The sequence below is a fragment of the Psychrobacillus sp. OK028 genome, from assembly GCF_900103605.1.
Taxonomy (GTDB): domain Bacteria; phylum Bacillota; class Bacilli; order Bacillales_A; family Planococcaceae; genus Psychrobacillus.
The window spans coordinates 113,213-137,530 of record NZ_FNHY01000010.1 but is presented as its reverse complement, the minus strand read 5'-3'; the positions used below and the strand labels follow the sequence as shown (position 1 = coordinate 137,530).

The 24,318-nt window shown below is 37.0% G+C and carries 25 protein-coding genes; 8 read left to right on the top strand and 17 right to left on the bottom strand.

Annotation, left to right across the window (positions count from 1 at the left end):
• Nucleotides 1-364 precede the first annotated feature (364 nt).
• Nucleotides 365-1,231 carry a nucleotidyltransferase-like protein gene (locus BLR36_RS16500; protein WP_093062839.1) on the bottom strand — a complete coding sequence of 289 codons (867 nt, stop codon included), beginning with the start codon at nucleotides 1,229-1,231 and terminating at the stop codon, nucleotides 365-367.
• A gap of 134 nt (nucleotides 1,232-1,365) precedes the next feature.
• Between BLR36_RS16500 and BLR36_RS16495 the strand changes: the two genes are divergently transcribed.
• Nucleotides 1,366-1,710, top strand: a complete 345-nt coding sequence (locus BLR36_RS16495; protein ID WP_093062838.1) for a YgzB family protein — start codon at nucleotides 1,366-1,368, stop codon at nucleotides 1,708-1,710.
• A gap of 150 nt (nucleotides 1,711-1,860) precedes the next feature.
• Here BLR36_RS16495 and perR read toward each other — a convergent pair whose 3' ends face one another.
• The 3 genes from perR to bcp all read right to left on the bottom strand — a co-directional run bounded on the left by perR (nucleotide 1,861) and on the right by bcp (nucleotide 3,843).
• Nucleotides 1,861-2,304: a peroxide-responsive transcriptional repressor PerR gene (gene perR / locus BLR36_RS16490; RefSeq protein ID WP_139185114.1), complete on the bottom strand. Its 444-nt coding sequence runs from the start codon at nucleotides 2,302-2,304 to the stop codon at nucleotides 1,861-1,863.
• A 112-nt stretch (nucleotides 2,305-2,416) separates the two neighbouring features.
• Nucleotides 2,417-3,358 carry a D-2-hydroxyacid dehydrogenase gene (locus tag BLR36_RS16485; protein WP_093062836.1) on the bottom strand — a complete coding sequence of 314 codons (942 nt, stop codon included), beginning with the start codon at nucleotides 3,356-3,358 and terminating at the stop codon, nucleotides 2,417-2,419.
• Nucleotides 3,359-3,363: 5 nt separating this feature from the next.
• Nucleotides 3,364-3,843, bottom strand: a complete 480-nt coding sequence (gene bcp / locus BLR36_RS16480; RefSeq protein WP_093062835.1) for a thioredoxin-dependent thiol peroxidase — start codon at nucleotides 3,841-3,843, stop codon at nucleotides 3,364-3,366.
• A gap of 176 nt (nucleotides 3,844-4,019) precedes the next feature.
• Between bcp and BLR36_RS16475 the strand changes: the two genes are divergently transcribed.
• On the top strand, nucleotides 4,020-5,309 hold the full coding sequence (locus tag BLR36_RS16475; protein WP_093062834.1) for a glutamate-1-semialdehyde 2,1-aminomutase: 1,290 nt from the start codon (nucleotides 4,020-4,022) through the stop codon (nucleotides 5,307-5,309).
• 36 nt (nucleotides 5,310-5,345) lie between these two features.
• Complete coding sequence (locus BLR36_RS16470) at nucleotides 5,346-6,428, top strand: FUSC family protein (protein ID WP_093062833.1); 1,083 nt, start codon at nucleotides 5,346-5,348, stop codon at nucleotides 6,426-6,428.
• Between the two features lie 88 nt (nucleotides 6,429-6,516).
• Here BLR36_RS16470 and nikC read toward each other — a convergent pair whose 3' ends face one another.
• The 10 genes from nikC to mutY all read right to left on the bottom strand — a co-directional run bounded on the left by nikC (nucleotide 6,517) and on the right by mutY (nucleotide 17,077).
• Nucleotides 6,517-7,407, bottom strand: a complete 891-nt coding sequence (nikC, locus tag BLR36_RS16465) for a nickel transporter permease (protein WP_093062851.1) — start codon at nucleotides 7,405-7,407, stop codon at nucleotides 6,517-6,519.
• Nucleotides 7,408-7,430: 23 nt separating this feature from the next.
• Nucleotides 7,431-8,435: an ABC transporter permease gene (locus BLR36_RS16460; RefSeq protein ID WP_093062832.1), complete on the bottom strand. Its 1,005-nt coding sequence runs from the start codon at nucleotides 8,433-8,435 to the stop codon at nucleotides 7,431-7,433.
• Nucleotides 8,436-8,504: 69 nt separating this feature from the next.
• On the bottom strand, nucleotides 8,505-10,133 hold the full coding sequence (locus tag BLR36_RS16455) for an ABC transporter substrate-binding protein (RefSeq protein WP_093062831.1): 1,629 nt from the start codon (nucleotides 10,131-10,133) through the stop codon (nucleotides 8,505-8,507).
• Nucleotides 10,134-10,158: 25 nt separating this feature from the next.
• A complete protein-coding gene (locus BLR36_RS16450) occupies nucleotides 10,159-11,142 on the bottom strand; it encodes an ABC transporter ATP-binding protein (RefSeq protein ID WP_093062830.1) in 984 nt (327 codons plus the stop codon).
• Nucleotides 11,117-12,136, bottom strand: coding sequence for an ABC transporter ATP-binding protein (locus tag BLR36_RS16445; protein WP_093062829.1), 1,020 nt, complete (start codon nucleotides 12,134-12,136; stop codon nucleotides 11,117-11,119). Before BLR36_RS16445 ends, BLR36_RS16450 begins: the two co-directional genes overlap by 26 nt.
• A 164-nt stretch (nucleotides 12,137-12,300) precedes the next feature.
• On the bottom strand, nucleotides 12,301-14,052 hold the full coding sequence (locus BLR36_RS16440; RefSeq protein WP_093062828.1) for an ABC transporter ATP-binding protein: 1,752 nt from the start codon (nucleotides 14,050-14,052) through the stop codon (nucleotides 12,301-12,303).
• 60 nt (nucleotides 14,053-14,112) lie between these two features.
• On the bottom strand, nucleotides 14,113-14,652 hold the full coding sequence (locus tag BLR36_RS16435) for a nucleoside tri-diphosphate phosphatase (RefSeq protein WP_093062827.1): 540 nt from the start codon (nucleotides 14,650-14,652) through the stop codon (nucleotides 14,113-14,115).
• A 186-nt stretch (nucleotides 14,653-14,838) separates the two neighbouring features.
• The gene (locus tag BLR36_RS16430; RefSeq protein WP_254771439.1) at nucleotides 14,839-14,991 is read right to left on the bottom strand and encodes a gamma-type small acid-soluble spore protein; all 153 of its coding nucleotides are present in this window, start codon (nucleotides 14,989-14,991) and stop codon (nucleotides 14,839-14,841) included.
• Nucleotides 14,992-15,264: 273 nt separating this feature from the next.
• Nucleotides 15,265-16,011, bottom strand: a complete 747-nt coding sequence (fabL, locus tag BLR36_RS16425; protein ID WP_093062825.1) for an enoyl-[acyl-carrier-protein] reductase FabL — start codon at nucleotides 16,009-16,011, stop codon at nucleotides 15,265-15,267.
• Entirely contained in the window at nucleotides 15,998-17,077 is a 1,080-nt protein-coding gene (gene mutY / locus BLR36_RS16420) for an A/G-specific adenine glycosylase (protein WP_093062824.1), read from the bottom strand. Before mutY ends, fabL begins: the two co-directional genes overlap by 14 nt.
• A gap of 121 nt (nucleotides 17,078-17,198) precedes the next feature.
• Between mutY and BLR36_RS16415 the strand changes: the two genes are divergently transcribed.
• Nucleotides 17,199-18,179: a metal-dependent hydrolase gene (locus BLR36_RS16415; protein ID WP_093062823.1), complete on the top strand. Its 981-nt coding sequence runs from the start codon at nucleotides 17,199-17,201 to the stop codon at nucleotides 18,177-18,179.
• An 84-nt stretch (nucleotides 18,180-18,263) separates the two neighbouring features.
• Here the strand turns inward: BLR36_RS16415 and BLR36_RS16410 are convergent, their stop codons facing one another.
• From BLR36_RS16410 to recX, 3 genes are read right to left on the bottom strand one after another with little or no spacing between them, the layout of a single operon-like run.
• Nucleotides 18,264-18,530: a YfhJ family protein gene (locus BLR36_RS16410; RefSeq protein ID WP_093062822.1), complete on the bottom strand. Its 267-nt coding sequence runs from the start codon at nucleotides 18,528-18,530 to the stop codon at nucleotides 18,264-18,266.
• A gap of 1 nt (nucleotide 18,531) precedes the next feature.
• Nucleotides 18,532-18,861 (bottom strand): YfhH family protein, encoded by a 330-nt coding sequence (locus BLR36_RS16405; protein ID WP_093062821.1) that lies wholly within the window; start codon nucleotides 18,859-18,861, stop codon nucleotides 18,532-18,534.
• On the bottom strand, nucleotides 18,854-19,666 hold the full coding sequence (recX, locus tag BLR36_RS16400; protein ID WP_093062820.1) for a recombination regulator RecX: 813 nt from the start codon (nucleotides 19,664-19,666) through the stop codon (nucleotides 18,854-18,856). Before recX ends, BLR36_RS16405 begins: the two co-directional genes overlap by 8 nt.
• 102 nt (nucleotides 19,667-19,768) lie before the next feature.
• Here recX and BLR36_RS16395 point away from each other — a divergent pair, with 102 nt between their 5' ends.
• From BLR36_RS16395 to BLR36_RS16380, 4 genes are all read left to right on the top strand, one after another.
• Nucleotides 19,769-20,665 carry a TIGR01777 family oxidoreductase gene (locus tag BLR36_RS16395; RefSeq protein WP_093062819.1) on the top strand — a complete coding sequence of 299 codons (897 nt, stop codon included), beginning with the start codon at nucleotides 19,769-19,771 and terminating at the stop codon, nucleotides 20,663-20,665.
• 51 nt (nucleotides 20,666-20,716) lie between these two features.
• Nucleotides 20,717-21,526: a polysaccharide deacetylase family protein gene (locus BLR36_RS16390; RefSeq protein ID WP_093062818.1), complete on the top strand. Its 810-nt coding sequence runs from the start codon at nucleotides 20,717-20,719 to the stop codon at nucleotides 21,524-21,526.
• Nucleotides 21,527-21,568: 42 nt separating this feature from the next.
• Nucleotides 21,569-22,942, top strand: coding sequence for a 23S rRNA (uracil(1939)-C(5))-methyltransferase RlmD (gene rlmD, locus BLR36_RS16385; RefSeq protein WP_093062817.1), 1,374 nt, complete (start codon nucleotides 21,569-21,571; stop codon nucleotides 22,940-22,942).
• 185 nt (nucleotides 22,943-23,127) lie between these two features.
• Nucleotides 23,128-24,267, top strand: a complete 1,140-nt coding sequence (locus BLR36_RS16380; protein ID WP_093062816.1) for a zinc-dependent alcohol dehydrogenase — start codon at nucleotides 23,128-23,130, stop codon at nucleotides 24,265-24,267.
• Nucleotides 24,268-24,318: the final 51 nt, after the last annotated feature.

The following is a 24,318-nucleotide window of genomic DNA, read 5'->3' as shown; positions in this document are numbered from 1 at the left end:
CCAGGATCAAACTCTCCATAATAGAGAACTTAAAAAGCTCATTTTGTTTTGCTGGCATCATCATTAAATGATGTCCAAATTGTTTTGCTATCAGATTAATCAAGTTAATCTTTCAAGCTATATTTCTTAACGTTTTGCATGTTCAGTTTTCAATGTTCAATTTGCGTTGTCGTTTTTTGCGACTTCTCTAATTTACCATCGTACACAGTAAGTGTCAAGAAGTTTTTTCGAAAACTTTTTTCACTATTATTTACTTAAAAAGTTTGTAGTGCTTTTGACGACGCTTATTATAATAACACGTAAATAATTCATATGTCAACAATAAAAACGAACAAAATTAATTGTCCGTTTTTAAGTATCGTTCCTATTGAATTACTTTATAGTATCTATGCATGATTTCATTGCTTTTCGTCTGTTGTTTTTCGATTAAAATATATCCTTTATCTATTAGAAACTCGATGAAAACCTCAAGATCTACCGAATAGTTTTTAAGCTCTTCCTGCTCATGGATTTCTTGGATAGTCCAAAACTCTTTTGAAGCTAACACTTCTATAATATGCTGTGCTCCATCTTTTGTACGTGAATGGATTAAGAAATCACTTGCTAAAAATAGTAGCTCTAATCTTTTCTCTAACGATTCCTCACTAGAGATTAACTCATCGTACAATTTATATATAGAAGGATCTAATTGTTTTACTTGCTTCCAAACCATTACTTCTGGATGCATGCCATTCTCAAAAACAGCTAAACGTGCTAAATGATGTAGAGAATCTACCATATGATTATAAGCATCTAGGAAATTGTGTTGTTCAAAAAATAATTTACCTTCTAGATATCTTCTAGTTAGCTTAGCAAACTCAATACCCATACGAGCTTTCCTGCCACTTACCGGGAATACGTAAAGCTCCTGTTTCAAACTTTCTACATATTCATTTCGATCAAAAACCACACGACCATTGATTAACCAATCTACCATTTTAGGATTAGTCCCTAATAGCAACCATTTTCTGAGCTGCTTCTCTGTTATTATATGAAGTGCAGTTTTTTTATCCCCATATGTATAATGTTTTGTAAATACCGGGACAGAGGATTCTTTGGTAATGATAAATAATATGGAATCCAACATATCTGTAATAGGGCTAAATTCTGCCCGCTTCTCTACTAATATAATACCTAGTGTATTCGGTTCACTAGCTCTTTCTTGATAAATTGGTCTCAATAATGCTTCCAAAAATGAAGCCTCCTTTATTTCCTTCTTCTAATAAATTTTCGACAAATTTTCTATTTTTCCTTCTAGAGATTAATTCAAAACTTAATTTTATATTAAAATATGATATAGTGTATGTAGAAATTAGGAGGTTGAAAATGAAACCCTATAAAAATAAAATAAATCGAATACGCTCCTTTGCACTGGGACTTATATTCTTTGGCTTTATCATAATGTACGGTGCAATATTCTTTAAAGATAACGGTATCTTAGTTACTATTTTTGTGACTCTTGGGCTACTCTCTATTATAGCAAGTACTGCTGTCTATGGGTGGATAGGATTATTATCTACCAAAGCAGTTCCTGTAGTATGTCCAAACTGTGGAAAGCATACTAAAGTTTTAGGTAGAGTAGATATGTGTATGTATTGTAAGGAACCGTTAACACTTGACCCTAATCTTGAAGGGCAAGAATTTAGTGAAGCATTGAACAAGAAAAAATAAAAGAACTAATGTGCAAGCGCCTAGGTTAGCCTTGAAAAGCGCTGGAGTCTATACCAAGAATCACCTGTAAGTAGGTATCCAAAGGTCCAGAATTTTATAATTTTCTAGAAAAACAAAAAAACCGAGCGTATTTACTGCGCTCGGTTTTACTTATTGAACTTTGGTTGCGTGTTCTTTACATGTTGGACAAACACCGTAAATCTCCATTCGATGATAACTTACATCAAACCCAGTTAAATGAGAAGCTAAATGTTCTACTTCATCTAATCCTGGATAATGAAAATCAACTATTTTTCCACACGCATCACAAATCATATGATAATGATCATTTGTAACAAAATCGAAACGGCTAGAAGAATCGCCGTATGTTAACTCTTTCACAAGTCCTGCTTCTCTAAAAACACGTAAGTTATTGTAAACAGTTGCAACACTCATGCTAGGAAATTTACTTTCAAGTGCTTTATATATATCGTCCGCTGTGGGATGTGACATAGATTGGATAATAAATTCCAGTATCGCATGGCGTTGAGGCGTAATACGTACACCAGTTGATTTTAATGTATCTAAAGCATCTCTTAAATGTACTTCCGTCATCGCAATGCACCTCTTTTCATATTCATTCTTTGATTATAATTGTTACAATAAGTATAAATAAAAAAGATATGAACTGTCAAATTTATTACACCTTAGGATAGAAGGACATAGATTAGTAGCCTTTATTTAATTCGATTTCATTTTCCAATGGCCGCTGCTCTACCCAAGCACTTAAATTTCTTGAGAAAATTTCCAAGGCACGAACCACGTACTGAGAAGAGTGACTTGAAACATGCGGAGAAACGACAACATTTTTCATGTTCCAGAATGGATGCCCTTCTGCAAGTGGTTCTTTTTCAAAAACATCTAGTACAGCATATGCAATTTTCTCTTCTTCTAATGCACGTAGTAGGTGTTCTTCTTTCACTAAATCACCACGACCAAAATTCATAAAGATTGTTGTTTGTTTCATACACTGTAAATGCTCGTATGTGATTAATCCTTTTGTTTGTTCTGTGCTCGGTAAAATGGAAATGACAATATCAGCTTTCGGTAATACTTCAGTTAAATTATCAAAGATCACCATTTCGTCCATATACGGAGCTGTACGTCCACTGCTATTACATCCTATCGTATGCACACCAAAAGCTTGAAGTATTCTCCCAACTTCCCCTCCTATTGCACCGGGACCTAATATTATCGCAGTTGAACCTAGTAATTCAGCAGGAAAAACTCGCTTGGACCATTCCCCGTTACGTTGGTTCTCTAGGATCAATGGGAGTGACTTTTTAATAGAAAGTATATGTGCTAAAATCGTTTCTGCCATCGGAGTTTTGTGAATTCCTCGTACATTTGTAACGACAATTCCTCTTTTTGCAATTTCCTGGAGTGGCATTTTTTCTAGCCCAGCCGAAGCCACCATAATCCATTTAAGTTCCTTTGCCGTTTCGAGATGATTTGCATGTAAGTCTTCCCCGTACGTAACTAAAATCTGTGATGATTTTAATAGTTCTTCATTCAAACCTTTTTGAAAAACAAATTCTGCATCTGGAAACTTATCTTGTAATTCTATTTGTTGCTCCTGTTTTGGTAAAAAAGAAAACAATATTTTCATACTTGTTACCCTTCTGTCACTAATGTTTGTAATGTTTGTAATGCTTCTTCAACATGTCCATCGACTTTAACTTTGTTCCATTGTTTTACAACTGTTCCAGTTGGATCGATTAGAAATGTAGAACGTTCAATACCCATATATTCTTTTCCAAAATTCTTTTTCAGTTTCCATACTCCATATGCTTCGGAAACTTCATGAGTATCATCTACTAGTAGAGAAAATGGCAACCCATGCTTAGCTATAAATTTTGTATGAGCCTTTTCATCATCTGGACTAACCCCGAGAATAACAGCGTTTAATTCTGTAAAACTTGTAAAAGCGGTTTTGAAATCACATGCTTCTGTTGTACATCCTGGTGTAGCATCTTTCGGATAAAAGTACAAAACGACATATTTCTTACCTGCAAAATCCTTTAGTGAAACAATTTCTCCTTTTTCATTTTTCAATGAAAAGTCTGGTGCTATCATACCTTCTAGTTTTTCCATCATAATCCCTCCTATTTATATCGTATCGAAGTTAGTCATTATGTTCAATTTTCTTAGCAATTTCACTTATTATTGTCTACAATTAAGAAGAACTTAAACAATTAGTATACTAGACAATAATTGGATAGAAACGTTATACTTTCTATCTATAAATAAACTGAGCGGAGGCTAATACATTGAAACAAACACAATCAGAACTAATACAAGTAGAAGCATTAGAACATATAGTAGGTGGCGTGAACAGTCCATCGAGATCTTACAAAGCTGTAGGTGGCGGAGCACCAATCGTTATGGAAAGAGCGGAAGGTGCTTATTTTTATGACGTCGATGGCAACAAATATATCGACTATTTAGCTGCATATGGTCCAATTATTACTGGGCATGCACATCCTCATATCACAGAAGCAATCACAAAAGCTGCTCAAACTGGTCTTTTATATGGTACTCCTACAAAACATGAAGTAACCTTTGCTAAAATGCTAAAAGATGCTATTCCTTCTATGGATAAGGTTCGCTTTGTTAACTCAGGGACCGAGGCAGTAATGACAACAATTCGAGTTGCTCGCGCATACACGGGCAGAACAAAAGTGATGAAGTTTGCCGGATGCTATCATGGGCATTCCGATTTAGTTTTAGTTGCAGCCGGCTCTGGTCCAGCTACACTTGGTACACCAGATTCTGCAGGTGTTCCTAAATCTATCGCAAAAGAAGTAATTACTATTCCATTCAATGATCCAAAGGCTTATGAAGAAGCAATGGAGAAATGGGGAGACGAACTAGCATGTATTTTAGTGGAACCAATCGTAGGAAACTTCGGTATGGTAGAACCAAATGAAGGCTTCCTTCCACTAGTTCATAAAATAGCTAAACACAAAGGTGCATTAGTCATTTACGACGAAGTAATTACTGCATTCCGCTTCCATTATGGGGCTGCATCTACTTTGTTAGATCAAACACCAGACTTAACAGCATTAGGGAAAATCATCGGTGGAGGTCTACCGATTGGAGCTTATGGTGGCAAAAAGGAAATTATGGAACAGGTTGCTCCATTAGGACCAGCATACCAAGCTGGAACAATGGCAGGTAATCCAGCGTCAATGCAAGCAGGGATTGCTTGTTTAGAAGTTCTACAAACTCCAGGATTATATGACGAACTAGATAGACTAGGTGCACTACTTGAAGCTGGTATTCTAGAAGCTGCCCAAAAACATAATGTAACGATTACTATAAATCGTATTAAAGGTGCTCTATCCGTATACTTTACAGATATAAAGGTAGAAAACTATGAACAAGCTGAAGCAAGCGATGGTGAAATGTTTGCTAAATTCTTTAAGTTGATGCTTAACCAAGGTATTAACTTAGCACCATCTAAATATGAAGCTTGGTTTATAACTACTGCCCATACAGAGGAAGATATTCAAGAAACAATTAAAGCGGTTGATAATGCTTTTGCTGAACTCGGATAATGAGGTACACTGTTTCTTACGAAAGGATAGGGTTTAATGAAATTAGGAGCTCGAATATTTAAAACTGGGGTAGCTATTGTATTTTCTTTATTCATAGCGGACTTACTTCAGCTTCCTAATCCTGTATTTGCGGGAATAGCAGCAATTTTCGCTATTCAACCTTCTATTTATAGATCCTATAAAACAGCAACTGAACAAGTTCAAGGGAATATAATTGGAGCCATTATTGCAGTTTTGTTCTCTCTAGCTTTCGGAAAAGATTATGTAATCGTAGGATTTGCAGCAATTATCACAATTACAATAATGCTAAAATTAAAATTAGAGAGTGCCCTAACACTAGCACTTGTAACGGTAATCGCAATTATGGAAATACAAGGAGATGACTTTTTAGTATTTGCAGTAGTACGTTTTGCAACAATTCTAGTAGGAGTTATATCAGCGTTTATTGTAAATCTAGTATTTTTACCTCCTAAATTTGAAAAGAAGCTTTTTAACGCAATTCACTATACGCAGGATGAGATAATCCGGTGGCTACGTATAACAGTAAGACAGGCATCGGATCATCAATCGACTAAACAAACAATTAACCAATTAAAAGAAAGACTAGTAAGAGTTGATCAACTATATTCTTTCTTTAAAGAAGAACGTGGATATACGAAAAAAGCAATATTCACAAAGGGTAGAAAATTGGTCGTTTACCGTGAATTAATATCCACATCTTATAAAAGTTTAGATGTACTCAAAAAATTACATCTCCATGAACATGAATTGACTCACCTACCGGAACATTTTCGGATGATGATACAAGAAAGATTAGATGCTCTATTAACCTACCACGAACAGCTCCATTTGAAGTTCATCGGTAAGTTAAAACCTGAGCATGTTGAAGAGAACGATTCTGAGGCATTTATACAAAGACAAGAGGTAATGGATATTTTCGTCAAACAAATTACCATTACTCAAATGGAAGAAGAGTTTTCTTCTTACCACCTCCTGCATTTAATATCGTCAATGTTAAAGTACGAGGAACAATTGGAGCATGTGGATAAACTGATTACATCCTATCAAAACTTTCATAGTGAGGAACTGACTGTTCAAATGGAAGAATCGCCTTATTAAAAAATAGAAGTTTCTACCGATAATTACTAGTATTCAACCGATTCATAATGAAAGCCACCTAGCAACTAATTGCTAGGTGGCTTATTTGTTAGTTTTTCATCTTCGGATCGAGTGCATCTCGGAGTCCATCACCCATCAAGTTAAATCCTACTACTGTCAACATAATTGCAAGTCCTGGGAAAATCATCGTCCACGGAGCATTCCTTAAATACATACGCGCATCCGCTAGCATCTTCCCCCACTCAGGAGCAGGCGCTTGTGCACCAAGTCCTAAGAACCCAAGTGCTGCTGCTTCAATAATGGCTGACGCAATTGCTAGTGTACCTGCAACAATAACCGGTGCCATTGAATTAGGTAGTATATGAGAAAACAAAATACGGATATCTCTCATCCCAATAGCTTTTGCAGATGTTATGTATTCCTCTTCTTTAATACTAAGAACTTTCGATCTTATTAAGCGACCAAAGTTCGGTATATTAATAATCGCGATAGCAATTAATGCATTTTGTAAAGAAGGTCCTAGAACAGATACTACTGCTATTGCCAATAGAATACTTGGAAAAGCTAACATAATATCGAAAATTCTAGATATAATCATGTCTATCCATTTTCCATAGTAGCCTGCAATAATACCTAAAATGCTACCAACTACAACTGAACCAATTACAGAGAAAAATCCTACCATTAATGAAATTCGTGCACCATGGATTATGCGTGAAAAAATATCACGACCAAAATCATCAGTGCCGAACCAGTATTGACCAGAGGGCGGCTTTAACCGATCTGTTAAAAGTTGATCATTAATACCTTGGGGTGCAAATAAAGGACCAAAAAATGCTAAAAACACGAAGAATAAGACAATCATTGCTCCTACAAGCGCTCCTTTGTTTTTACGGAAGCTCCGCCATGCATCACGCCAAGGACCGGTCGACGTTTCTTTAACCGCTATTACTTGATCATTTGTCGAGTTCGGAACCATTTCGGACATATCTATTCCTCCTTTTAATCATATTTGATCCTTGGATCTACTAACCCATACAATATATCTACGAATAAATTGATCATAACAAATATAAATGCGACAACAAGTATACCTGACTGAATAACAGGATAGTCACGGAACTGAATAGCTTCATAAATGTATCTTCCGATTCCAGGCCAGCCAAAGATAGTCTCTGTTAAGATTGCCCCTCCTAATAAGAGTCCTGTTTGCAAACCAATTACAGTTAACACAGGAATAATAGCATTTTTTAAAGCATGTTTGTAAACAACCCAAAACATTTTCTGACCTTTCGCTCTCGCAGTACGAACATAATCTGCACGCATTACTTCAAGCATACTTGATCTCGTCATACGAGCGATAATCGCCATTGGAATTGTCGCTAAAGCAATTCCCGGTAATACTAAATGCTTTAATACCGTACCTAGCTGATCGAATCTGCCTTGTATAATGGTATCTATAATATATAAACTTGTAATGGAATTAACAGGATCTCGAACCTCTTCTCGCCCTGTAGTTGGAAGCCATTGCAATTCAATACCAAAAATCCATTGTTCCATCAGCCCTAGCCAAAAGATTGGCATCGACACACCGATTAATGCTAGAACCATTGCCATATAATCGAACCAGGAATTTTGGAACCAAGCAGAAATAATACCTGCATTCACGCCAATGATAACCGCAAGAATAATAGCGAAGAAAGCAAGCTCGATAGTGGCAGCTAAGTAAGGCCAAATCTCTTTCGCAACCGGTTGGACTGTTCGCATTGATTCACCGAGATCACCTTTTAAGAGACCTACTAAATAGTCGAAGTATTGGGTATACCAAGGCTCGTTTAAGCCTAGTTTAATCTCTAATGCTTCTATCGCTTCTTTAGATGCTAATTGTCCTAATATTACTTGAGCAGGATTACCAGGAATTGCCCGTATAATCATGAACACAACAAATGTCATACCAAGTAATACAGGTATCAGTTGTAATAATCGTTTACCGATATAGTGAAGCATTTTCTTCACCTCTCTAATTTTTAAATAAAGAAAGGGGAGAAATCACGAAGACCTCCCCCCTTAAGCATATTACTTAAAGTCGACCTTGTTTAATCTGTCAGAACCAGTCGGATGTGGTAAGAAATTAATGATTTTTGCATCACCTGCTAGTAATGGTGTTGAGTGTGCAAGTGGTACCCAAGGAGCATCCTCCGAGATAATTTCTTGTGCTTGTTTATAAAGTTCATTACGTTTGTCTTCATCAACTTCTGTTTGTGCTTCTATTAAAATCTTATGTGTTTCAGGGTTGCTATAATAGCTGTAGTTATTGCTTCCGATATTATCCTCATCAAGTAATACATAAAGGAAGTTATCCGCATCTCCATTGTCACCTGTCCAACCTAATAAGAAAGCATCCGCTTCTCCGTTACGAGCTTTTTCTAAATAAGTAGCCCATTCATAAGATACGATATTAGCAGTGATACCAACATCAGCTAAGTTTTTCTGAATAGCTTCCGCAACTTTAGCACCATCTGGCATGTATGGACGTGGGACAGGCATTGCCCATAGATCCATTTTAAAGCCATCCGCCAAACCAGCTTCTGCTAATAATTGCTTCGCTTTTTCTGGATCATATTCGTATCCAGCAACGTCCTCATTGTATCCACTAATTGATGGTGGCATAGGGTTTTTCGCTACTTCTGCGCGCCCTTCAAAGAAGGCATCAACAATCGCTTGTTTGTCAATTGCATAGTTTACAGCTTGACGAACTTTTTGGTTATCAAATGGTGGGCGTGTGCTTGTTAAACCAAGGTACCCAATATTCATAGATGGACGTTCAAATAATTGCAAAGCATCTTCGGATTCTACTGTAGCTCCATCGGAAGGATTTACTCCATCAGCTAAGTCAATTTCACCCGTTAAAAGAGAATTTAAACGTGCAGAGTTATCTGGAATAGCACGGAAAACAACTTTATCTAATTTAGGTTCTTCTGAATTCCAATAATCTTCATTTTTTTCGATAGTAATCGAATCATTACGCTTCCATTCTACAAATTTGAATGGTCCAGTACCTACTGGGCTATCACCAAATTTGTCGCCAGCTGCTTCAAATGCAGTCGGACTTGCTATAGCGAAAGGACTCATTGCAATATTTTTTAAGAAAGGTGCTTGTGCACGAGTAAGCTTAAATACTACCGTGTAATCTCCTTCAGCAGTAACTGATTCGATTACGTGACCTTCATCACCAGCATATCCACCGAACATAGACCCATAATATGGGAATAGATCTTCAGAACCGCCTGCCCAACGTTCAAAGTTTTTCACTACTGCTTCTGCGTTGAAGTCTGTTCCGTCATGGAATTTTACTCCTTCACGAAGTGTGAACGTATATGAAAGTCCATCTTCAGATGGCTCCCATTTTGTAGCTAATCCTTCGTTAATCGTAGTATCTTGTGGACCAAAGTTTAATAGCGTTTCTAACACGTTTTGTGTAACTTTAAATGATTCACCGTCCGTTACAGCAGCAGGATCAAGTGAAACTGAGTCTCCTCCACGACCAAAGATTAAAACTTTTTCTTCAGCAGAGTCTGAATTGCCTTTATCATTATCTTTCTTTGTATCGCCGTCTGATGAATCGTCAGATGAACACGCAGCAAGTACTACAGTAATTGCGACGAACATCAGCAGCAAAAATGACCATATTTTCAATTTCCCCATTTGGACCCCTCCATAATATTTATTATCAATGTTGCACTTGCGCATTATATAAATGGCAAGCAACAAAATGACCAGTTTTAGCCTCTTGTAATTGAGGAATTTCCTTCGCACATATATCCATTTTAAATGGACATCTTGTATGGAAAGTACACCCTGTAGGTGGATTAGAGGGACTTGGAATATCCCCTTCTAAAATGATTTGTTCGCGTTTAAATTCAGGATCTGGTACTGGTACTGCTGAAAGTAAAGCTTTCGTATATGGATGCAAAGGCACAGCATACAGTGATTCACTTGTCGCAAGCTCTGCCATTCTCCCTAAATACATAACCCCTACCCGATCACTAATATGACGAACTACCCCTAAATCATGCGCGATAAATATATAAGTAAGCTTAAGTTCTTTCTGTAAATCTTGCATCAAATTCAAAACCTGTGCTTGGATAGAAACATCAAGTGCAGAAACTGGTTCATCCGCTATTATCAATTTAGGGTTAGTCATCAACGCTCTTGCAATTCCAATACGCTGCCGTTGACCTCCACTAAATTGATGGGGATAGCGTTTTGCATGGTAACTACTTAAACCGACAATTTCTAAAAAGTCATGTACTTTCTTTTTACGACTTTTTGGATCTCCAATATTATGGACAATTAAGGGCTCCATTAGAATCTTTTCTATTGTATGTCGAGGATTTAGAGATGCATATGGATCTTGAAATACCATTTGAATTTCACGTCTTGCCTTTCGCATTTCGTCCTTGGAGATATTCGTTAGCTCTTTTCCGTTAAATGTCACTTTTCCTTCGGTCGGCTCTAGTAATCTCATAAGCATTCTGCCAGTAGTAGATTTTCCACAGCCCGATTCCCCTACTATACCTAAAGTTTCACCTTCATTTACGAAAAAAGAAATATCATCTACTGCCTTCACATTGCCCGTGTGCTTTCCTAACAATCCAGTGCGAACAGGAAAATACTTTTTTAATCCTTCAACTTTTAACAACGGCTCTATCATCAGCCAAAACCTCCTTCTCATCGTATAAGAAGCATCTTGTTTTATGACCTTCTGAAGTTTCGTAAAGTGGAGGATTTTCTTCGGTACATCTTCCAAATACAAATTCACAGCGAGCAGCAAATCTGCAGCCTTGATTGATCGATCCAGGTTTTGGAACACTTCCGGGAATAGAGTAAAGTCGTTGTTTTTTATAGCGCATATCTGGTACAGAAGCAATTAAGCCTTTCGTATATGGATGCTGTGGGTTATTAAAAATTGTATCCACAGTTCCCTCTTCTACTACTTTTCCCGCATACATTACTACTACTCTCTCACAAGTTTCAGCCACTACCCCTAAATCATGGGTTATTAATATTACCGCTGTGTTAAGTCGTTCATTTAGCTCACGCATAAGTTTTAATATTTGAGCTTGAATTGTTACATCTAATGCTGTAGTTGGTTCATCAGCTATTAAAAGTTTTGGGTCACATACTAAAGCCATAGCAATCATTACACGTTGTCTCATTCCACCGGACAGCTGATGTGGATAGTCATTCATAAGCTCTTCTGCCCTCGGTAATCCAACTAGTTTTAACATTTCTACTGCTCTTGCGTGTGCTTTCTTTTTACTCCAGTCTTTCTTATGTAAGGTAATTGCTTCAAGCAACTGATTTTCAATAGTAAATAAAGGATTTAATGATGTCATCGGCTCTTGAAAAATCATCGCAACATCGTTACCACGAACTTTACGCATTTCTTTCTCTGAAAACTTCGTTAAGTCTTTTCCTTCGAATATGATTTGACCACTAGTAATTCTTCCTGGTGGGCTAGGAACTAGTCCCATAATAGATAGAGATGTTACACTTTTTCCACAACCTGATTCCCCAACGATACCTAAAATTTCCCCTTCTCTTACATGAAAATCAATATGATCAACGGATGGAATAACACCATCATCTGTGAAAAAGGATGTTTGAAGATCTTTCACTTCCAAAATCGTTTGTCGTTCCCCCATGATGTCCCCTCTTTTCACAATAATCTAATATTTCTAACTTAATAGTTATTCTACACAAATATCGTTACTATGCAATACTTTTCTGAAAAGTCATACGACTATCCTTTTCCTACAGTAAAAAAACACCTTATAAGCTGACGTATCACTTATAAGATGTTTGATGTCTATTCTGTATCAAGTTGTTGGATTTGAAATAAATTATAATAAATATTTCTTTGTTTCATTAATTGTCCATGTGAACCGCTTTCCATCACTTTACCATTTTCAATAACAAAAATAGTGTCTGCATGAGTAATAGTAGATAACCTATGAGCAACAATAATTGTCGTACGATTAGAAGCAAGTTTCTCTAACGAATCCTGTATCAAAGATTCACTCTCTAAATCTAATGCGGAAGTTGCTTCATCTAGAACTAAAATAGGTGGATTTTTTAAAAATACTCGTGCTATTGCAACGCGTTGCTTCTGACCACCTGAGAGCTTCACTCCACGTTCTCCCACCTTTGTTTCGTATCCATAAGGCAGTTCCATAATAAAGTCATGTGCATTTGCAGCTTTGGCAGCTTCCACTACTTCTTCGTCGGTAGCACCTGGTTTTCCCATTAATATATTGGATTTCACCGAATCACTGAAGAGAATATTATCTTGCAACACTATACCAATTTGCTTTCTTAATGACTCTATCGTGACGTCCTTAACATCCTTACCATCAATTAGGACTTGTCCATTTGAAACATCGTAAAATCTAGGGATTAAGCTAATAATAGTAGACTTACCACCACCACTCATCCCAACAAAAGCGACCGTTTCTCCTGCGTTCACTCGGAAGTTAACATCCTCTAAAATCATTTGACCGTCTTTTTCATACTGAAACGAAACATTTGAAAAGGTAACTTCACCGCTTGCTACCCCTAGCGTAGAAGCTCCTTTTTTATCGACAATATCATATTCTTCATCCATTAACTCAAATACCCTATCCATGGAAGCAAATGACTGTGTTAAAGTGGTAGATGAATTGACTAAACGTCTTAACGGACTGTATAAACGCTCAATATATGCGATAAATGCAGCCATCGTTCCGACTGATAATCTTCCATTGATCGCTTCATAGCCTGCATATGCAATAACAAGTAAAGGCGCAATATCGGTAATAGTATTAACTACGGCAAATGCTTTTGCATTCCAAACGGTTTGTTTTACTGCCGCATCCAAAAACTCTCCATTTGTTTCATCAAATAATTTTTGTTCATGCTTTTCCAAAGTAAATGTTTTAATAATACTCATGCCCTGAACACGTTCATGTAGGTAGCTTTGAACACCTGCTAGCGCTTGCGAACGCTCCCTTGTTAGCTCCCGTAATCTGCCGAAAAAGTATTTAACACTAACCGCGTAAAATGGAAAAGCAAGTAACGTTACTAAAGTAAGCTTTACATTCATCGTTAACATAATTCCGATTGCGATTAGAATAGTTGCTAAATCGAGCCAAACATTCATCAAACCGATCATGACAAAATTTTTCGTTTGCTCCACGTCATTGATAACGCGAGAAATAACCTCTCCAGCACGAGTGTTGGAATAATATTTCAAGCTTAGTTTTTGCAGATGTGTATACATGTTTTTACGTATATCAAACAATATTTTGTTACTTACCAGCTGCGCTAAATATTGTCTATAGTACTCAATTGGTGGACGGACAACTAAAAACACTAATGCAGTCCCTCCTAGCCAATAGACTAACTGCGTTATTTTTTCATCATTTGTTAAAGCTTCTGCTCCAATAATATCATCAATGACAATTTTGATAAGAATCGGAATAAATAATGGAATTGCAAATTTAATAATACCAATCACAATCGTTAAGAAAATTTGAAAGTTATACGGCTTTACAAATTGCATATATCTTTTCATCGAACTCATGTTAAAACTCCTTTCTACCATGAGAAAAACCTGTTGCATGTTTTCAACAGGTTTCTCCAACTACTCATTCAACTGTTTTTGAAAATGATAACGACTTGTCCAAGCCTCGATAAAATCGGGAGCAAATGGACCTCTTCTTTGTTTAATCCAGGAAATAAGTTTTTCAACATTTCGATTTAGAATGCCATCAATTTCTTCTGGATACTTCATTTCCTTTTTATGTTGCTCGTATTCGTCCTCATCTAGAATGGTGTAGGTCATATCAGGAAATACCTTCACATCTAAATCATAATCAATGTACTTTAGCATTCCATTGTTATAGACAAATGGAGAACTCATGTTGATGTAATAGTATACACCATCTTCTCGTAGCATACAAATAATGTTAAACCAATATTCGGCGTGAAAGTAGCAAATTGAAGGTTCTCTAGTAATCCAAGTTCTACCATCTGATTCAATGACCAACGTTCGTTCATTTGCACCAATTATAATATTTTTGGTTCCTTTTAAAACCGTCGTTTCTTGCCAGACACGGTGGATTCGGCCATTATGCTTGTAGCTGTGAATTTGAATAGTTTCTCCTTCGTTTGGAATCGCCATGATTTAGCCACCTTTTCATAAAGTGAAACTTAATCCGTGGGTATTTTCTGTTTTCCCACCGATTGTGTTGGAGCAAATTTAGATTTTATATACTTATTTTCTTATTATAACAATTCACTGTAAAAAACTATAGTAAAAAAATCAGCGAGGGTATTTTTACCCTCGCTGATTTTTGGTGAATCCATGTTATTTAGTTCGGTTAGAAGAACGATTTGCTTGTGGACCGCTAGCTTGTTGCTTTTTCAACTCCGCTTGACGATTCTGTTCTTTAACTTTTTGAATATCAGTTTCAGAAGCAAATTCTTGGTTTTGGTTCTGCTGGTTTCTGTTATTCTTCATGGATATTTCACCTCCGTACACATGTATCATGTGCAGATGGCATTATTTTATTCATTTTTTAAATTTTTTATTGCTTAAATCAATTTAATAAAGGCAAATTATAAAGTGTAACTCTTATTAATTCTATTTTATGGATAAATTTAACTTAACGAGAGTAAATTCTCCTCTTCCGCTAGTATATGGAATCCAAGAGCGAGTAAAACCTCTGGAACGAGAGTAACTCCCCGGTCTCCGAGAGTAAAGCAATTCAGTAGCTATCGAACATACTACATTTTACATTTTGATTGATCTTCCGCCATCAACAATAATAGTTTGTCCACGAATCATGGAAGCATCGTCTGATAGTAAGAACATAGCAGTTTTTACCATGTCCTCGATTTCTACCATCCGTCCAGCTGGAGTGTTAATGCGGGCATCCTCTAGTAATTCTTCACGGTTTGGAAAATGCTTTAGTGCATCTGTATCGAGAGCACCACCAGAAACTGTGTTTACGACAATCCCCTTAGGAGCTAGTTCTACTGCCAAATATCTTGTGAGTGACTCGATTGCAGCCTTGGAAACTCCTACAGTTGTGTAGTTTTCCAAATAGCGAATGGAACCTAGAGAGCTAATTCCCAATATTTTGCCGCCTTCTGGCATTAGCTTTGCAGCTTCCTGGGCACCAAAGAGCATTCCTTTTGCATTAATATTCATTGTCCAGTCCCAGTGTGATTCTTCTAATTCCATAATAGGACGTAAAACACCAGACGCTGCGTTGCTAACAAATATATCTAATCGGCCAAATTCTTCTTTAATCGTTTCGAACATAACTCGTAGTTTTTCTACATCCCCTACATTCGCCCTTACTAGCAATGCTTTTCTTCCGAACGCTTCTATTTCCTTCACGGTTTCTAGGGCTGCAGTTTTACTTCTCGCATAATTTACTACAATATCATAGCCATTTTTGGCAAGCTCAATGGCAATAGCTTTCCCTAACCCTCTGCTACTTCCTGTTACTAGCGCAACTTTATTTGTTGTCATTTTCATTCTTCCTTTCTTTCCATGCATTCCATATTTTTAGCATTGGGACCGGCATCGGTTGCTCGTTTATTTCTTCTTTCGTTAGCCAAGCACATTGTGATCGGAGTTCTTTTTCTTTAACTAAAGCTGCTTCAAAGCTTTCTATTTCCCATACTAGATGAGAGAACACATGCTTAAATTCAATTATGGACGAACCTTTTGTTATTTCTACCCCATAATCATGTTCAATCACCTCTTCAACAGTGTGATTAGGGGTTGGCAGTTCGACCATTGGGAATTGCCACATATTCGCAAGCAAACCTTTTGAAGCTCTTTTTTCTAATAAAACCTGTCCACTCTTATTGCGTATTACTACCGTTTTTACCTTATGTAGCTTCGATTTCTTTTGGATTGTTTTTACTGGCAGCTCATCCTGTATACCTTCAAAAAATGCAGAACAGTTTTCACGTACTGGACATAAAAGACACTTTGGTTTAGTCGGAGTACAAATTACTGCTCCTAGCTCCATGAGCCCTTGGTTGAATGCTGAAGGATTTTCATGATCAATTAAATCCATTACCGCCTCTTCAAATATTTTCTTCGTTTTCGGTTTAGCGATATCTTCTTTTATTAATAATAATCGAGATAATACTCTCATGACATTTCCATCTACGGCATGCTCTGGAACTCCGTATGCAATACTAAGAACAGCACCAGCTGTATAAGGACCAACACCTTTTAGCTTAGAAATATCTTTGCGAGTGGAAGGAACAACACTTCCATATTGTTCGACTACCTCTTTAACACCAGCCTGCAGGTTTCGTGCACGGGAATAGTAACCTAATCCTTCCCATTCTTTTAATAGTTCTCCTTCATCCGCATTAGCAAGTGCTTCAAGCGAAGGATATTTTGCGATAAATCTTTCATAATAAGGGATAACCGTATCTACCTTCGTCTGCTGTAGCATCACTTCAGAAACCCAAATTTTATATGGATCCGTAGTTTTCCTCCAAGGTAAATCACGTTTCTCTTTTAAAAACCATGAAACTAGGGCATTTCTAACCTGCTTTTTATATAATTCGTTCACTGTAAAATCCTTTCTTGCGATTATTGACATGAAATATGGGTATATGAATAATAGTAGCTTTGTTTTTTTAGAAATTTATTTTAAGATGTAGTTAGCTGTAATCCTAAAAGGAGCTGGTTGTATGGACACAGGTACACATGTCGTTATGGGTATTGCACTAGGTGGTCTATCTCTTATTGACCCCGTAGTCGCAGGGAGTACACTTACAACGACTGCAGTCATAGCAGGTACAATCATTGGCTCACAAGCCCCTGATATAGATACTGTTTTAAAATTACGCAGCAATGCTGTTTATATCCGACATCATCGTGGGATTACCCATTCAATTCCTGCGGTTATTTTATGGCCTATTTTAATAGCAGGTGTGTTATGGCTTATTATGCCGGAAGCCAATTTACTACATTTATGGTTATGGACCTTTTTAGCCGTTTTTGTACATGTTTTTGTGGATATATTTAATGCTTACGGGACACAAGCATTAAGGCCATTTTCAAGGAAATGGGTTGCATTAGGAGTTATTAACACATTTGATCCGATTATTTTCGGTATACATGTTGTCGGTTTACTATTATGGATGTTAGGTTTAAATCCTGTTCCGACCTTCCTTACGATGTATGCCATCATTTTCCTTTATTATATTTTACGTTTTGCCGTCCAGCATGCGGTCAAAAATTCGGTCAAGCATACTATTCCCGATGCTCATGAAATTATCGTTGCACCGACGATGAAATTCCTCCAGTGGAGAGTAGCGGCAATTTCTAAAACACATCATTATGTAGGACGTGCTTATGGCAGATCCATCACTATTTATGATAAGTTTGAACGTAATCCGCTGCCGAAATCTGACTTAGTAAAAGCGGCCATGAAGGATCATAACTTAAGTGCCTTTACTTCGTTTTCTCCAATTTATCGTTGGGAAATCACTGAATTTGAGCATATTTATGAAGTAAGACTAATTGATCTACGTTATCGCAGTAATGATTATTATCCATTTGTAGCTGTAGCGCATTTGAATGAAGACCTTGAGATAGTCAATTCTTACACTGGTTGGATCTTCAGTGAGGACAAGCTTCGCAAAAAGTTAGATTTCATCCCTCATTAAGAACAAAAGCGCAAACGCCTAAGTCTTGAAATTAGACAGATTCTGTATCTTAAGAAAAACGCTAGGATGTATTTCCTAGCGTTTTTAATTGGTAAAATCGTCGGTTTCTAGTAAATGCTTGTACTTCTCGTTCGTGTTTGCAAAATCATGCAATTGCTCACCGTAGCCATCTATCCATTTTCGAATGACCATTTCTGTGACAGCTGCACCTTTGTAGTCATAACCTGCTTTTGCATAAGAGGATTCAAAGTCCGACCATAAAAGCTCTATCCATGCTCTTGCTTTTGCAGCTGATAATTTATCATTTTTTTCAAGTAGTGCGTAAGTTAGTTCATCTATTTTAGTTTGCATATTATTTACCTTCCTCCAGGGATTCTAACATCGAGATTGGCAAAGCTTCTTCATATTTATCTCCGCCTAATCTATAGCCCCATGCAAATCTTCCCTTTAAATATTCCACTTGAAAGAATACACCTGGATCGCCAATAATACGATACATCTCTCCTGGTTTTATAGTAGCAGGATCTATTAAAAATGCTTGTGCCATCAATGCTTTTCTTTCGTAAACAGCATACTCATTTACTATGCCAAGCTGCTCGGCCTTACGTGATTTTTCTTTTAGGTTTGCGATTTCTGTTCGTAATTCTGTTACGGTCATATCACTGTACTTTTTTTCACTCATCTTGCTCTTCCAGCTCCTTTTTTTCAATATAAAAATCAATTTGTTCTACAGGGAAGCCTTTTTGATACAATGCTGTCTTTATACGTCTGTGTAAATCATTCCCTTGATACTTGGATGAATATTTTCGCCAAATTTTATCTCCTTGTGTAGCAATAATTTCCGTCCACTCTTCCTCATTCTTTTCTAATTCGAATGCGGAAAGTGCTTGAGTGATTATAGAAAAATTATACCCTTTTCTTTGGAGTGTATCTTGAACTTTTTGTTTAATTTGTCTCGGTGTTTTATCTTGATGTTGATGAATAATTTTCTCCGCCAACGTTCTCGCAATATCGACCTGCTCTTCTTCCGAATAGTTTCCTAGCACTTCTTCCTGAAGATTCTTTTCAATTCCTCTTTTCTTTAATTCCTGACGAATCGCAGTAGGTCCTTTTTTGCTATTTTTCTTTTGTGTTTCTACTAATGCTTTTGTGAAGCTTTCATCGTTAAGAAAGCCATACTCATATAACTTACGAATTGCTTCCAAAATAACTGCTTCACCAAATTCATTTTGCAGAAGTTTTTGTTTTACCTCATGCTCACTTCTCATACGGTAGCTTAAAAAGTTAATCGCCTTATTAAATGCCTTTCTTACTTCATCATCAAAAACCATTTCATCTAATGTAAATGCTTCGAGGACTTTTCCCTTTGTTAGCTGATATTTTATAAGTACTGCTTCGTCTAAACTAAATGCATACTTTTCATCCAAATATAAATTATACCGTTCATTATTGTTTTTTTGTCGTGCAATTTTCGTAATAACCGGCATATATACCTCTCTCCATTCGTCTTTCTCCAATTATAACGTATATCTTGGTTGGTGATAAATGATTGAACTGTTATGATAATTGTTAGAAGGAGGTTGGTGAAAATGAAAATTGCAATTACTGGAGGAACAGGCTTCGTAGGAAGCGAACTAGCTGATTTACTTTTGCAAAAAGGACATGAAGTGTATATATTGTCTCGTTCAAGAAACGGAATGGAACGTGGTATAACGTATGTACAATGGTTATCGGAAACTGCAAATCCTGAAAAACAGTTAGAAGGCATCGATGCTTTTGTCAATTTAGCGGGTGAGTCGATTAATAATGGACGATGGACTGAAAAACAAAAACAAACAATTTATGATAGCCGGATGAAAGCAACCGATGAAGTATTGAGAATTTTAAAAGCCTTAACTGTAAAACCAAAAGTGCTTGTTAATGCAAGTGCAATTGGCATTTATCCCGCCTCAACTAGTAGGAGATATACAGAAAAATCGAAAGAAAAAGGAACAGACTTTTTGGCGAGAACAGTGAGAGATTGGGAGCTTAAAGCACAAAGCGCAGAAAAGCTACAGATTCGAGTTGCTTGTGGTAGATTCGGCATTATTTTAGGGAAGTCTGAAGGCGCACTACCATTGATGGCACTTCCATATAAACTTTTTGTCGGTGGACCAATTGGTGCAGGTCATAATTGGATGTCTTGGGTGCATGTTAAAGATGTAGCTCATGCATTATTATTTGCAATAGAGCATCCCATTAGTGGACCGTTCAATATCACTGCACCTCACGCCAAAAGGATGAATGATTTTGGAAAAACCTTGGCGAACGTCTTAAAAAGACCGTATTATTTTCCAGTTCCCTCTTTCGCTTTAAAATTTGCATTGGGTGAAAAAAGTCAGCTAGTAATAGAAGGTCAGCATGTTATTCCCCAAGTATTATTAGATGAAGGGTATTCGTTTCAATTTCCAAATTTAGAAAGTGCATTACGCAATATTTATAGATGAATAACTGAATCGTATTGGCGCAACCTACTAAAAAAGAAAGGTTGCGTTTTTATGTGGAAATCTCATTTAGTAGGAATGTTAATTGCTACAATCATTTTAAGTATTGGGTTAATGTATAAACCTTTTTCTGCACAAGCAGAAGAAATCCATTGGGGATTAAAAAAGGCGACAAATCAGCAGCAAGCAGAAGCTGGTGGAGAAATGGATGCTATGCTTAAAAAGCACGGAGCGATCTATAAAGGTCCTGCCGATAAAAAGATACTATATTTTACATTTGATAATGGTTATGAAAACGGCTATACCGAAAGTATTTTAGACACTTTAAAAGCCGAAAATATTCAGGCTACATTCTTTTTGACCGGCCATTATTTAGAAAGTGCAACCCCTCTAGTTAAACGAATGATTGCAGATGGACATCAAATCGGCAACCATTCTTATGGTCATCCAAACTTAGCTAAGCTTTCAAAGGAAGGGGTTCAAAAAGAATTACAAAAATTTGATAAACGCCTAAGTGAATTAACCTCATTAACAAGAACTACTGTCACTCGCCCACCTGAAGGAATTTTTAACGAACAAGTGCTGGAAGCAGCCAATGAAATAGGACATCAGCATATATTCTGGTCTGTAGCATTTATTGATTGGCATAGGGATCAGAAAAAAGGTGGCAAATACGCCTACGATCAACTGATGTCACAAATCCATCCTGGTGCCATTATCTTAATGCATACAGTTTCTCCTGATAATGCGGAAGGCTTACCGATGTTTATCAAAGATGCCAAAAAAATGGGCTATACGTTTGGAACTCTAGACGATTTAATCATGAATAATCTGGATATTCCGCTTACTTTGCTTCCTGAATAATCTCCTTTATAATAGATAGAAGATTATAAAGGACGTGAAGGTATGAGTGAAATAACAATTATAGAAGTGGGACAGGAATTCCCTCTTACGATTAAACGAATAGGTATTAACGGTGAAGGCGTTGGATTTTTTAAACGCAATGTTGTTTTTGTAAAAGGAGCGCTCCCAGGAGAGGTTATAACTGCAAAGGTTACAGCAGCAAACCCTAAATATGCGCAAGCAGAAATTAAAACATTGAGAGAACCCTCTCCAAATCGTGTTAATCCTCCATGCCCGGTATATGAAGCATGTGGTGGATGTCAATTACAGCATATGACCTATGAAAGTCAGCTACTAGTCAAAAGAGATTTAGTTTTACAGGCACTAGAGCGTTACGTGAAAGAATTGGCTCCATCAATTGACGTGCGTCCAACAATAGGCATGGACAATCCTTGGAACTACCGTAACAAAAGCCAATTCCAGGTGAGAGAATTAGGCGATAAAGTTATTTCTGGGTTATATGCAGAAGAATCTAATATGTTAATCGATATCAACGATTGTTCTGTTCAACATCCAGCCACAACACATATTACAAATGAAATAAAAAAATTCCTGGAAGAACTGAAAATTCCTATTTACGATGGCAGAAATTCTAAAGGAATCGTCCGTACTATTGTCGTTCGTACGGGCATGAAAACTGGTCAAATTCAAGTTACTCTCGTGACAACTCAAAAGAAAATGCCACGTAAAGAAGAGCTTGTACAAATGATTCGAGCAATTGACTCTAATATTGTGTCCATTAGTCAGAACATCAATGCAGAGGATACTTCTCTTATATTTGGTGACACGACATTTAACTTACACGGCAAAGAAACAATTCATGAAAAACTTGGAGAGCTAGCTTTCGATCTATCCGCTCGAGCATTTTTCCAGTTGAATCCAGAACAAACTGTGCATTTGTACAATGAAATTGAAAAAGCAGCTGCTCTAACTGGTGAAGAAACAATTGTAGATGCATACTGCGGAGTTGGTACCATTGGACTGTGGCTTGCAAAAAATGCAAAAGAGGTTCGCGGTATGGATATCGTCCAAGAATCTGTTCAGGATGCGAAAAGGAATGCGAAACGAAATGGTTTTAAAAACACGCAATATGTACATGGCACTGCACAGCATTGGTTACAAAAATGGAGAAGCGAAGGTTTTGTGCCAGACGTATTAACAGTAGATCCACCCCGTGCTGGATTAGATGATGAGTTGTTAAAAACGATATTAGATATTAAGCCAAAACGTTTTGTTTACACATCATGTAACCCATCCACACTCGCAAAAGATTTAGCAGCACTAAAAGAAATATACAATATCAAGTACATCCAACCTGTTGATATGTTTGCACAAACTGCACATGTAGAAGCAGTAACACTGTTGGAGTTAAAATAGCAAAAAGCTGTCGGATAGATATTTAACTATCCAACAGCTTTTTTGTTTTACAGCAAATTTACTATATGCAAATTTACTATAGGTGGCACATAGCTAACACATTTTACCTAAAACCATCCTATTACGTTTAATTGGAAAACTTAAGGGAATCAATAAAGTGAACATAAAATAGAGGAGGAGATCTTTTGAAAGCAGTCACGTATCAAGGTGCCAAAGATATTCAGGTGAAAGAAGTACCAGATGCAAAATTGGAAAAACAGGATGATATTATTGTGCGAATAACGACAACTGCTATTTGTGGGTCTGATCTCCATATTTATAGAGGTGCTATGCCCACTAGAAAAGACTATGTTATTGGCCACGAACCGATGGGTATCGTGGAAGAGGTTGGACCAGCTGTAACGAAGGTGAAAAAAGGAGATCGTGTCGTTATTCCATTCAATATATCTTGTGGCGAATGTTTTTATTGTAATAATGAGATGGAGAGTCAATGTGATAATTCAAATGACAATCCAGCATTAGACTCTGGTGCTTATTTTGGTTTTACAGAACGTTATGGTAATTATCCAGGCGGACAAGCAGAATATTTACGAGTGCCTTATGGAAATTACATGCCCTTTTTAATACCAGAATCATGTGAGCTTGAGGACGAGTCATTGTTATTTCTGTCAGACGTTCTTCCTACTGCCTATTGGAGTGTTGAAAACTCAGGCATGAAAGAAGGAGACACTGTTGCAGTTTTAGGTGCTGGGCCGATTGGTCTGATGGTACAGAAGTTTGCGTGGATGAAAGGAGTGAAAAGAGTAATCGCAGTCGATCATTTAGATTATCGCTTAAAGCACTCGGTGAAGATGAACAACACAGAAGTGTACAACTTCGAGCAATATGAGGATATGGGATCTCATATTAAAGAGATTACAAATGGTGGAGTAGACGTTGTCATTGACTGTGTTGGAATGGACGGTAAAATGTCGATGGTCGAAAAAGTCGAGCAAAAGCTAAAACTTCAGGGAGGAACACTCAGTGCAATTGATATTGGATTAAACGCAGTGAGAAAATTTGGCACAATTCAATTAACTGGCGTTTACGGCTCCTTATATAACATGTTCCCACTAGGTAATATTTTCGAACGAAATGTCACATTAAAAATGGGACAGGCTCCAGTCATTCATTATATGCCTACATTATTCGATAAAATTACAAACGGTGAATTCGACCCAAAAGAAATTATCACACACAGTATGCCTTTAGATAAAGCAAGCGATGCTTATAAAACTTTCCACGATCATGAAGAGGAAAGTATTAAGTTTGTATTGAAGCCTTAAGTTTGAGGGTAAATGATGGACAGACACCGACACAATGTCTGTCCACTTTTT